The sequence below is a fragment of the Agrococcus jejuensis genome (assembly GCF_900099705.1).
GTDB lineage: Bacteria > Actinomycetota > Actinomycetes > Actinomycetales > Microbacteriaceae > Agrococcus > Agrococcus jejuensis.
The window spans coordinates 1,928,876-1,941,194 of the sequence record NZ_LT629695.1; the positions used below are offsets into that span (position 1 = coordinate 1,928,876).

7 protein-coding genes are annotated in these 12,319 nt (G+C 72.5%); 4 read left to right on the forward strand and 3 right to left on the reverse strand.

The genetic code is table 11. The features are described from left to right. Positions 1-282: 282 nt before the first annotated feature. Positions 283-6,213: an Ig-like domain-containing protein gene (locus BLQ67_RS09160; protein ID WP_172802284.1), complete on the forward strand. Its 5,931-nt coding sequence runs from the start codon at positions 283-285 to the stop codon at positions 6,211-6,213. Positions 6,214-6,400: 187 nt separating this feature from the next. Here BLQ67_RS09160 and BLQ67_RS09165 read toward each other — a convergent pair whose 3' ends face one another. From BLQ67_RS09165 to BLQ67_RS09175, 3 genes are all read right to left on the reverse strand, one after another. Continuing rightward, positions 6,401-7,462 (reverse strand): winged helix DNA-binding domain-containing protein, encoded by a 1,062-nt coding sequence (locus BLQ67_RS09165; protein ID WP_092504417.1) that lies wholly within the window; start codon positions 7,460-7,462, stop codon positions 6,401-6,403. Positions 7,463-7,631: 169 nt separating this feature from the next. Continuing rightward, a complete protein-coding gene (locus BLQ67_RS09170) occupies positions 7,632-8,843 on the reverse strand; it encodes an MFS transporter (RefSeq protein WP_092504419.1) in 1,212 nt (403 codons plus the stop codon). Then, a complete protein-coding gene (locus BLQ67_RS09175; RefSeq protein WP_092504421.1) occupies positions 8,836-9,195 on the reverse strand; it encodes an ArsR/SmtB family transcription factor in 360 nt (119 codons plus the stop codon). The genes BLQ67_RS09170 and BLQ67_RS09175 overlap by 8 nt, the downstream gene beginning before the upstream one ends. Before the next feature lie 209 nt (positions 9,196-9,404). On the opposite strand from BLQ67_RS09175, the gene hemB reads away from it, so the two are divergent. From hemB to BLQ67_RS09190, 3 genes are all read left to right on the forward strand, one after another. Continuing rightward, on the forward strand, positions 9,405-10,382 hold the full coding sequence (hemB, locus tag BLQ67_RS09180; protein ID WP_092504423.1) for a porphobilinogen synthase: 978 nt from the start codon (positions 9,405-9,407) through the stop codon (positions 10,380-10,382). A gap of 127 nt (positions 10,383-10,509) precedes the next feature. Beyond that, on the forward strand, positions 10,510-11,829 hold the full coding sequence (hemL, locus tag BLQ67_RS09185; RefSeq protein ID WP_092504425.1) for a glutamate-1-semialdehyde 2,1-aminomutase: 1,320 nt from the start codon (positions 10,510-10,512) through the stop codon (positions 11,827-11,829). A 149-nt stretch (positions 11,830-11,978) separates the two neighbouring features. Then, positions 11,979-12,185 (forward strand): hypothetical protein, encoded by a 207-nt coding sequence (locus BLQ67_RS09190; protein ID WP_092504427.1) that lies wholly within the window; start codon positions 11,979-11,981, stop codon positions 12,183-12,185. Positions 12,186-12,319 lie beyond the last annotated feature (134 nt).

Consider the following 12,319-nt stretch of genomic DNA (forward strand, 5'->3'; position numbering starts at 1 on the left):
TTCGGCTCCGGGGCCGTCGTCGTTCGTCGATCGAGCGGTCTCGGGGAGCGCGGCCGACGATCGGGGTACAAAGAAGACGCGACGCGCCGATGCAACGCGCGTTGATCGAGGATTCCTCGTGCGAATCCCTGCGTAGCGCGCAATGTCCCCCTAGGGTTCATGAGGGATCCTCCGCACCCCTCGCGCTCGCGCGGGGCGGAAGGGGATCCATCACCCTCGTCCTCCCCCGAGAGACCCGGAGCCAGCGTGCGCCCCAACGACGTGCCGACCCCCTCGAGCACCATGCCCCAGCGACTGCGGCGCACCCTCGCCGGTGCCCTGTCGACGATGCTCGTCGCCGGAGGGCTCACGGCCGTCGCGATCGGCGCGCCCATCGTGGCAGCGCCTGCGGCGAACGCCGCGGACCCGTTCACGTGCTCGGCGAACACGATCTACGCGACGTCGACCGGCGACCCCGCGCCGCAGGCGCAGCGCAGCACGATCGGCCGATTCACGGTCGACGGCACGGGCAGCATCGCCGCCACGCAGGCGTACGACTCCGGGATCACCGCGGGCAACCTCAACCAGCTCGCGATCGGCCCTGACGGCACGGACATCTTCTTCACGCAGATCAATGGCGGCGTCGCCCAGGTCTTCCACTACGAGCCGCAGCGCACGGGGACGGCGGCCGACCCCAACCCGACGGTCGTCGCGCTCCCGACGACGGGCGTCGGGTCCGTCACCGGTACGACGATGGGTGGCTTCGACCCCCTCAGCGGTCGCTACGTCTTCGGCGGCTTCAACAGCGACCAGTCCCGAGTGGTGCTGAGCACCTTCGACCCGGACACGAACGCGGTCCGCACGGACGTGGCGCGGGTGACCCTGCCCAACACGCCCGGCAACAATGGCGACCTCGCCTTCGACACCGCCGGCGTCATGTACATCGTGTCGGGCGGCAATGCGAGCGCCGGGGGCCAGATCTACCGCATCACGCAGCCGATCCCCGAGACCGGTGACGTCGTGGAGCTCACCGGCACGAACCTCGGGCAGCGCATCGGCGCCGGCGAGACGACGCGCCCCGGTGCCATCAACTCGATCGCATTCGCGTCCGACGGCTACCTGTACCTCTATGCGACCTCTGGGACCGCAGGCGTCGTCCGCGTCAACCCGTCCAGCGGCGCAGTCACGGGCACCGGCCGTACGCTGACGGGCGATCTCGTCCGCGCCTCCGACTTCGGCACCTGCGCGACCCCGTCGACGGCATCCGGATCGATCACGGTCCCCGCGCCGGTCAAGCCGACCGACTCGTTCGACGTCGTCGTCACCGGCCCCGATACGCCCGCGTCCGAGACCGGCAACCAGGGCTCGACCGGCCCGATCGAAGAGGGCCCAGGTGAGGCCGAGGCCGGCCCGATCCTCGTGCTCCCCGGCCAGCCCGTCGAGGTCGAGCTCACGCCGACGCCCGAGACCGGCACGAACATCGACGACTACGACCCGTCGTGGCAGTGCGTCGACCCGTCGCGCCCCGCTGACGAGCAGGTCGTGAACTCCGGATGGGGCACGACCGCGAGCTACATCCAGCCGACGAACCCCGCCGAGGGCTCGACGATCACCTGCACCTTCCAGACCTCGGGTGCGCTGACCTTCCTCAAGACGGCCGACGTCACCACGGTCGACGCCATCGGCGACGTCATCACGTACACGTTCACGGCGACGAACCGCGGTCTCGCGCCGATCGAGGACGTCGAGATCGCCGACGGGATGGAGGGCCTCTCGGCGCTCGAGTGCGACCCCGCGCAGGGCTCCGACCTCGCACCGGGTGCCTCGATCACCTGCACCGCGACCCGCACGGCCACCGCTGACGACTTCGCGGCCGGTGCTCCGAGCACCATCACGAACACGGCGACCGCCGAGGGCACGAAGTCGCAGCGCGACGCCAACGGCGACGTGACCACCTCGACGCGTCCCTCGATCACGAGCACGGCCGTCGTGACGCCCAACCGCAACGCCATCGAGGTCGCGCCCGAGGAGAGCACGGGCGACGAGCCCGGCGCCATCGTCACGGTGCCCGTCGCCCAGGGCGACGACGTCGTGCCGGGCACGATCCGGATCGTGGGTGGCACGCAGGGCGGCAAGGAGCTCATCGTCGACCAGGGCCGTTGGACCGTCGACGACGAGGCCGGCACCATCGTGTTCACGCCGAACGGCCCGAACAGCGGCGACCCGGCACCCATCCAGTACACGGCGCAGGGCCCCAACGGCGTGACGAGCGCCCCGGCATCCGTCACCGTGACGTACGCGGGCACCGTCGACGACCAGCGCTCCGACGACAACGTCATCGGCACGACCGTCACGATCGACCCGCTCGCGGGTGCCGAGGGCTCGATCGAGCCCGGCTCGGTGCGCCTCGTCGGCCCCGTGTCGGGCCTGCCCGTCACGTCGATCACGCTGCCGAACGGTGCGACGTGGACGGTCGTCGACGACGAGCTCGTCTATGCGCCGAACGGCGTGACGACCGACCCGGTGCCCGTGCAGTTCCAGGCGACGACGACCGACGGCAGCCTCGTCGGCCCCGCCACGGCCGCGATCACCTACACGCCAGAGGCCGTCGACGACGTCGCCGCACCCTCGCAGCCGCGCGCGACCGCCACGGTGCAGCCCCTTGCGAACGACCGCGGCACGATCGACCCGTCGACGTTCGTCTTCCTCGACGAGGACGGCCAGCCCATCCTCGACGCCGAGACCGGCCTGCCCCTCGCGACCGTGCCGGTCGACGGCGAGGGCACATGGCGATTCGAGCTCGTCGACGGCGTCGTCACCGTGACGTTCACGCCGGAGGAGGACTTCCTCACCGACCCGACGTCGATCGACTATCGGGTGGCCGGCCCCGGCGAGGACCGCGTCACGACGCGTGCCACGATCTCGGCGCCGTACCTGCCGCTCGCGCAGCCCGACCGCAACGACCCGCAGGCGAGCATCGGCACCGACGTCGTGATCGACGCGCTCGCGAACGACACGGGCACGGGTCTCGACCCCGAGTCGGTCGTGCTGCTCGACCCCGAGACGGGCGAGTGGGTGAAGACGGTCACGACCGACGACGGCACCTACACGGTCGACCCCGAGACGGGCGTCGTCACGTTCGTGCCCGCATCCGGCCTCGTGGGCGACGCGGAGCCGATCACGTACCGCGTCGAGGACGTTCGCGGCGCACAGGTGACGTCGGAGATCGTGATCGCCTACGTGCCCACCGTGACGCCCGACTCGAGCCTCGGCAACGAGCCCGACTCGACCGTCGTCGTCGACGTGCTCGCCACCGACCGCGGCGACTTCGTGCCCGAGTCGCTGGCGATCGTGACGCCCACCGGCTCGCAGTCGTCGTACGACGTGCCCGAGCAGGGCACCTGGCGAATCGTGCCCGGCGTCGACGGCGGCCTGCCGCGCGTCGAGTTCGAGCCGCTGCCGACGTTCCACGGCAATCCGACGCCCGTCGAGTACGTCGTGACCGACGTGGATGGCGACACGGACTCCGCGCTCGTGACCATCACGTACCAGCCCGTCGCGATCCTGGACGTCGTGCGCGGCTTCGCGATCGACGGCGAGGCCGTGGTCGACCCGCTCGCGAACGACCGCGGTCCCCTCGACCCGTCGACGCTGCAGGTCTTCGACCCCGAGCTCGGCGAGGACGGCGAGTGGGCCGACTCCGTCGAGGTCGCAGGCCAGGGCGTCTGGACGGTCGAGACCCGCACGATCGACGGCGTCGAGCGCCAGGTCGTCGTCTTCACGCCCGCCGAGAGCTACGAGGGCGACCCCGACCCGATCCGCTATCGGGTGTCGAGCCCGAGCGCGACGGAGGAGCCGGTCGAGTCGACCGTGCAGGTCTTCTACGTGCCGACGGCACAGTCGCACGAGCTGCTGCTGCAGACGATCACCGAGGACGTCACGTTCCCGAACGTGCTCGACGGTGCCAAGGGCGAGCTCGACCGCGACACCTTCACGCTCGTCGACCGCAGCACGGGCCGCACCGTCACCGAGCCCGGCACGCCCCTGGTCGTCGATGGCGAGGGCACCTGGACGTTCGCGATCGACGAGGACGGCGCCGTGTCGGTGACGTTCTCGCCGCTCACGACGTTCGTCGGCGACCCGCGCGTCATCGACTACACGATCGAGAACCTCTCCGAGGTCGAGGTGGGCGGCACGCTCACCATCACCTACCAGCCGGAGGCCGAGCCCGACGTCGTGGGCCCCATGGCGCTCGACGCGCCGGCGGTCATCCGCCCGCTGGCGAACGACACCGGCGTCTTCGACCTCGAGACGTTCCGCCTCTTCGACCCGACGACCGGCCAGTGGCTCGAGCCGCTGCAGTCGCTCGACGTCGCTGACGAGGGCGTCTGGTCGGTCGAGATCGTCGACGGCGAGGTCGTCGTGACGTTCACGCCCGACGAGGGCTACGAGGGCGACCCGGCCCTCGTGCGCTACCAGGTGGGCGACGCGCAGAAGCCCGAGGTGCTCGTGGAGTCGACCATCACGGTCGACTACCAGCCCGAGGCTGCGAACGACGGCGTCGAGGGCGTCGAGCCTCGCACCGACGCGACCGTCGAGGACATCCTCGGCAACGACCGTGGCGAGCTCGTGCCCGGCACCGTGGCATTCGTGCCCGCCGGCGCATCCGACGCCGACGCGCTCGCGCCCGGCGAGGCGCTCGTCGTCGAGGGCGAGGGCGTCTGGACGATCGTCGTCGACGACGAGACCGGCCTCGTGTCGGTCGTCTTCAGCCCCGAGCGGGACTTCCTCAGCGACCCCACCCCGGTGCGATACGTCGTCGAGGACGGCAACGGCTCGGTGACGGGTGCGCTCGTCACGGTCGACTACCTGCAGTCCGCCGCCGACGACGAGATGCTCGACCAGCCCATCACGCAGCCCGTGACGGTCGACATCCTGCCGAACGACGTCGGCACGTTCGACGAGTCGACGCTCGCGTTCTACGACGCCGCGAACGGCGTGTGGCTCGAGGACCGCGCACCGCTCACGGTGCTCGGCGAGGGCACGTGGACGTTCGTCGACGACGAGGAGCTCGGCCGCACCGTGGTCGTCTTCACGCCCGACGAGGGCTACCTCGGCGACCCCGAGACGGTGCGCTACCGCGTCGCCGACGTGGGCGGCGACGTCGTCGAGGCGAACGTCACCGTGTCGTTCGTGCCGCTCGCGGTCGACGACGAGTCGCTCGGCAACGTCGTGGGCACGACCGTCTCGGTCGACGTGCTCGGCAACGACACGGGCGACTTCGTGCCCGCATCCGTGCGCATCGTCGCCGGCGAGGAGCGCGTCACGTCGCTCGTCGTCGCGGGCGAGGGCGAGTGGATCGTCGACGCCGAGACCGGCGCGATCGCGTTCGTGCCCGAGGCGGGCTTCGACGGCGACCCGACGCCGATCGAGTACGAGGTCACCGACACCACCGGCGACACCGTCTCGGCGACCGTCACGATCACGTACGGCATCACCGCCGTCGACGACGCCTCGCGCGGCAACGCGTTCGGCACCGCCGTCACGGTCGACGTCGTCGCGAACGACGCCGGCGGCGCCGTGCCCGGCACCGTGCGCATCGTCTCGGGCGACGAGCTCGTGCTCGAGCTCGTCGTGCGCGGCGAGGGCACGTGGACGGTCGACCCCGAGACGGGCGCGATCACCTTCACGCCCGAGGCAGGCTTCACGCGCAACCCGACGCCCATCACGTACGTCGTGGAGGACGCGGACGGCTTCGCCGACGAGGCCCAGGTCGTCGTGACCTACCTGCCGGTCGCGCACCCCGACGTCGTCGAGGACGCCGCCCCCGGCCAGCCGGTGACGGTCGACCCGCTCGCGAACGACACGGGCGACCTCGACCCGACGACGGTCGAGATCCGCGACCCGCAGACGGGCGAGTGGGGCAAGGACGTCACCGTGCCCGGCGAGGGCACGTGGACGGTCGACCCCGTGACCGGTGCGATCACGTTCACGCCGGCGCCCGGCTTCACGGGCTCGCCGACGCCGATCGACTACCGCGTCACCGACGGCGAGGGCAACGTGACGCAGTCGACGCTGACGATCGGCTACGCCGCCGTCGCGCCGGCGCCGGGCCTGCCCCGCACGGGTGCGGAGCTCGCGCTGTGGACGCTCGTCGCGGGCCTCGGCCTGCTGCTGGCGGGTGCGGCCGTGTGGCTCGTTCGCCGCCGCCGCGCGGGTGCGATCGACGCCTGAGTCGATGACGGCCTGACGGCCCGACGCACGACGGCCCCGGAGCTGCGGCTCCGGGGCCGTCGCCGTGTGCAGGCGGGGACTGGTCAGAGATGCACGCATGACTGGTCGCAGTTGCACCGAAACTGTGACCAGTCCGGTGCAACTGTGACCAGTCGCGATTCCGGAGGGGCGGGACCGCTCGACCCGCTCAGACGAGCGTCGCCGTCGCGCCGTGCGCGGCGCCGTACGCGCGCACCGCGCGGCGCAGCGCCGGCTCGCGACGGCCGGGGATCGGCACCCACGCATCCGTCTCGACCTCGATGCCCGCCGCGCGCGCCGTGCGGCGCCACGTGCCCGAGACGGCGCCGTCGACGACGATCGCCGGCAGGAACATGCCGTTCGAGCCGGGCACGATGCGGTCGAGCGGCTCGCCGCGCAGCGTGACCTCGCGGTCGCGATAGCCGAGCACGAGCTCGTCGAACGGGGCGATGAGGTGCACGCCCTCGGCGGGCTCGAGCCCCGACGCGTGCAGGTGCTCGACGCCGTCGACGGCGAATGCGGCGAGCTCGCCGCGCACGGCGTCGACGCCGCGACGCGCGTCGGCGATCGTGAGCCCCGTCCACCAGGCGAGGTCGTGGATCGTCGCCGGCCCGTGGCTCACGAGGTAGCGGCGCGCGACCTCGGCGAGCGCCTCGTCGCCGTCGAGCGCGCGCGGCTCCGTGACCCAGACGTCGTGCAGCGCGTAGTCGGTGCGGCTCACCATGACGACGTGGGCGTGCCTGGCGAGGTGGCCGAGGATGTGCGGGCCGCGCTGCGCATGCACGGGCTGCCCCGCGGCGACGAGCGCGTCGAGCAGCGTCTGGCGCGAGGCGGGGCCGTCGGCGAGGGTCGCCTCGACGACCGAGCGCGACCGGGCGAGCGCGCCGTCGTCGAGCTCGAGCTGCCGCATCCGGCCGGCGTCGCGTCGGTCGATGCGGTCGGCCGTGAGCAGCGCGAGCCAGCGGATGTCCTCCGCACGCGTCCAGTGCAGCGTGCCGCGCATGGGCCACGAGCGCACGATCTCCCCGCGCGCCTGCGCCGCCTCGACGTCGGCGGCCGACGCATCCGCCCGCTGCGCGACGGCCCACAGCGAGCCGAACCAGTCCTGCGCCTGCATCGACAGCATCCGCTCGACCGCGTCGGCCACGCACGCGGCGGGCTCGGCGAGCAGCTGCGCGCGCACGCGCATGCCCAGCAGTCGCCGCTCGTCGGCCGTCAGCCTGCGCACCATGCCCTCAGCATGCCGTGCGCCACCGACGTCGTGCGATCGCGAGACGGGCTCGATGCCGTCTGCGTGACTGGTCGCTCGTGGGGGTCGACTGGTCACTGGTGGTGGGGATCGGTCACTCGTTGCAACCACGAGTGACCACCGTCGCGCGACGAGTGACCAGTCGCTGCGCTCACACCTGCGCGGGCACCCGCATCCGCCACGTGACCGTCGCGAGCGCGAGGCCCAGCGCCGCGATGCCCGCGAGCACGAGCGCCGTCGTCGGCAGCCCGATGGCCGCGCCGAGCACGCCCGCCAGCGGGTAGGTCACGAGGTAGCAGGCGTGCGACAGCGAGAACTGCGCCGCGAACGCCGCCGGGCGCTCGTCGAGCGACGCCGCGCGGCGGATGAGGCGCGGCCCGGCCGTGAGGATGCCGGCGTTGCCCGCGCCCAGCACGACCCACACGGCCACGAGCGTCGGCCAGGCGACCGCATCCGGCAGCGTCTGCGCGGCAGCCGCGGCCACGAGCCCGAGCGCGACGACCGCGGCTCCGGCGAGCATGACGGGCCGGTCGGGGATGCGGTCGAGCACGCGGGGGACGGCGAGCGCGACGAGCATCGAGCCTGCGCCGTAGGTGGCGAGCAGCAGCGCGACGTCGGTCTGCGCGCGGCCGAGGTCGCCCTGCACGAGCACGACGGTGTTCACGATGACCATCGCGGTCGGCGCTGCGACCGCGAGGTCGAGGGCGAGGAGGGCGCGCAGCTCGCGTTCGCGCCAGAACACGCGCACGCCGCGCGTCAGCCGGTCGACGAACGACGACGGGGCGGCCGCCACGCGTGCGGGCAGCGCCGTGGCGAGCACGAGCAGCGCGGAGGCGACGAAGCCCACGACGGTGCCGACGAACAGCTCGTGGAACGTCACGACGGTCAGCAGCGCCGCGGCGAGCGCCGGGCTCACGAGCGCCTCGAGGTCGTACGCGAGGCGCGAGAGCGACAGGGCTCGCGTGTACTGCCGCTCGTCGGGCAGCACCTCGGGGATGATCGCCTGGAACGCGGGCGTGAACGTGGCCGACGCCGACTGCAGCACGAACACGAGCGCGTAGACCTGCCACACCTCGGTCACGAACGGCAGGCTCAGCGCCACGAGCGCGCGCACGACGTCGGCCGTCACGAGCAGCGCCTTGCGCGGCACGCGGCTCGTGAGCGCCGAGACGACGGGCGCGACGCCGACGTACGCGACCATCTTGATCGTGAGCGCGATGCCCAGCACGACGCCCGCATCCGCCCCGGCGACGTCGTAGGCGAGGAGGCCGAGGGCGACGGTGAGCAGCCCCGTGCCGACGAGCGCGACGACCTGCGCCGAGAAGAGCTGCGCGTAGGCGCGGTTCGCGAGCACCTCACGCATCGGTCGGCTCCTCGGCGGTCTCGGCGTGCTGCGGCGCGATGCCGAGCGTGTGCTCGGCCTGGTGCACGGCGTCGGCGACGAGCTGGCTCGCGTGGTCGTCGGCCAGTCGGTAGAAGACCTTCGTGCCCTCGTGGCGCGTGAGCACCATCCGCGCGAGGCGCAGCTTCGCGAGGTGCTGGGATGCGGCCGCGGGCGTCTTGCCGACGCGCTCGGCGATCTCGCCCACCGGCAGCTCGCCGCCGCGCAGCGCGACGATGATGCGCACGCGCGTGGCGTCGGCGAGCATCCCGAACACCTCGGCGGCGAGGTCGTACCGCTGGCACACGCCCCGAGCATCGTTATCTGCATGCATACGCAGATAGTTGCACGCTCGCGACCTCGGCGTCGCTCCAGTCCGCCGATCGGTCACCGCATCCGATCGGGACTGGTCGCAGTTGCACCACACTGGTCGCAGTTTCGGTGCAAGTGCGACCAGTCATGCGTGCAACTGCGACCAGTCGCGTGCACCAGTGACCAGTCACCGACGCGGGCGCCGCACCCGCCCGCGCGTAGGCTGGATGGGTGAGTCCCACGATCCGTCCGCGCAGGCTCCGACGCACTCCCGCCCTGCGAAGGCTGGTGGCCGAGACGCGCATCCACCCGAGCCAGCTCATCCTGCCGATGTTCGTCGCCGATGGGCTGACCGAGCCGCGACCCATCGGCAGCATGCCGGGCGTCGTGCAGCACACGATCGACTCCGCGAGCCGCGCCGTCGAGCAGGCGATCGAGGCGGGCGTCGGCGGCGTCATGCTGTTCGGCGTGCCGAAGGACGAGGACAAGGATGCGGCGGGCTCGGCCGGCATCGACCCCGACGGCATCCTCAACCGTGCGACGGCGGCGCTCGACGACCGCTTCGGCGACGACACCGTCATCCAGACCGACCTGTGCCTCGACGAGTTCACCGACCACGGCCACTGCGGCGTGCTCGACGAGTGGGGCGGCATCGACAACGACGCGACGCTCGAGCGGTACGCCGAGATGGCGATCGCGCAGGTCGACGCCGGCTCGGCGATGGTCGGCCTCAGCGGCATGATGGACGGCCAGGTCGCGTTCGTGCGCGACGCGCTCGACGACGCCGGCTACGAGGATGCGGCGATCCTCGCCTACGCCGCGAAGTACGCCTCCGCGCTCTACGGGCCCTTCCGCGAGGCCGTCGGCTCGAGCCTGCAGGGCGACCGTCGCACGTACCAGCAGGACCCGGCGAACGCGCGCGAGGGTCTGCGCGAGGCGACGCTCGACGAGGCCGAGGGCGCCGACGTGCTCATGGTGAAGCCCGCATCGTTCTACCTCGACGTGCTGCGCGACGTCGCCGACGAGGCGCAGGTGCCCGTGTGGGCGTACCAGGTGTCGGGAGAGTACGCGATGGTCGAGGCCGCCGCGGCGAACGGCTGGATCGACCGCGACCGCGCGATCGCGGAGTCGGTGACGTCGATCGTGCGCGCGGGCGCGGATGCCGTGCTCACCTACTGGGCGGTCGAGCTGGCCGAGTCGCTGCGCTGACCCGCCCCATCCACCTCGGTTCGCGTTTTGCAGGCGATCCGGGGTGGCGGAGGGAAGATACCCCTCTGACCCCCGTGATCACCTGCAAAACGCAATCCACGACGACGCAGACGCACGAGGACCGAGCATGACCGAGACGACGACCACCACCAACGACGCCCTCTTCGACCGCGCCCGCCGCTCGATCCCGGGCGGCGTCAACTCGCCCGTGCGCGCGTTCGGCTCGGTCGGTGGCACGCCGCGCTTCATCCGCAGCGCGCGGGGTCCGTACGTCACCGACGTCGAGGGCGTCGAGCGCGTCGACCTCGTGGCGTCGTGGGGTCCGGCGCTGCTGGGGCACGCGCATCCGGCGATCGTGGATGCCGTGCAGCAGGCCGCCGCGCGCGGCCTGTCGTTCGGCGCTCCGACGGGCGCGGAGGTCGAGCTCGCCGAGGAGATCACGCGCCGCGTGCCCATCGCCGAGCGCGTGCGCCTCGTGTCGACGGGCACGGAGGCGACGATGACCGCCATCCGCCTCGCGCGCGGCGCGACGGGTCGCGACCTGCTCGTGAAGTTCGACGGGCACTACCACGGGCACTCGGATGCGCTGCTGGTCGCGGCAGGGTCGGGGCTCGCGACGCTCGCGATGCCCGGCTCGTCGGGCATCCCCGACGCCGTCGCCGCGACGACGATCGTGCTGCCGTACGACGACGAGGCGGCCGTCGAGGCGGCGTTCGCCGAGCACGGCGATCGCATCGCGGCGATCATCACCGAGGCCGCGCCTGCCAACATCGGCCTCATCGCGCCGCGCCCCGGCTTCCACGCGTTCCTCGCCCGCACGGCGCACGCGCACGGCGCGCTGCTCATCAGCGACGAGGTGCTCACGGGCTTCCGCGTGCACGCATCCGGCATGTGGGGCATCGAGGGCACGACGGGCGACGAGGCCCCCGACATCCTCACGTTCGGCAAGGTCGTCGGCGGCGGCATGCCGCTCGCGGCGCTCGGCGGCAGGCGCGAGGTCATGGACCTGCTCGCCCCGCTCGGCCCCGTCTACCAGGCGGGCACGCTGTCGGGGAACCCGCTCGCCGTCGCCGCGGGCCTCACGCAGCTGCGCCTCGCCGACGACGCCGTCTACGCGCGCCTCGATGCGGTGGCGGATGCCATCACGGCAGGGCTGACGGATGCGCTCGCCGCCGAGGGCGTCGAGCACACGATCGCGCGGGTCGGCAGCCTGTTCTCGCTCGCCTTCGCCGCGTCCGCGCCCCGCACGTACGACGACGCGAAGGCGCAGGCGGTCTTCCGGCACGCCCCGTTCTTCCACGCGATGCTCGACGGTGGGGTCGCGCTGCCGCCGAGCCTGTTCGAGTCGTGGTTCGTCACGGCTGCGCACGACGACGCGGCGATCGAGCGCGTGCTCGCGGCGCTGCCGGCCGCGGCGCGCGCGGCGGCCGCAGCCCAGCCCGCCTGACGCGCCCCGCCGCGGTGCAATGTGCGCGAATCCGGGCCCTCGCGGCGCTGAGCGTCGCGAGGCCTCGGATTCGCGCACATCTCGCCGCGCGCCCAGGCCCGGAGTCAAGCCCCGCGTTGCCCCGAGGATGCGGGCGTAGCGTGCGATCCATGAGTGCCGACGACGCCACGCAGACCACCACCGCCATGACCGAGGGCGCTCGCCCGCCGTTCGACGACCACGACTTCGGCGGCGACGTCGAGCATCACGAGACGCCCGACCACGTCGCGCCCTACGCCTCGCGGGAGGATGCGGTGCCGACCACGTCGCCGGTCTCGATCCCGGACCACGTGGCGCCGTACTCGTCGCGCGACTGAGGCGCTGCGCTCGGGTTGCTTGCGTTTCGCAGGCGATCAACAGGGGCAGAGGGAAGATACCCCTCTGCCACCCCTGATCGCCTGCAAAACGCAACCACCCCATCCGGAGCATTGCGTTTCGCAGGCGATTCCGC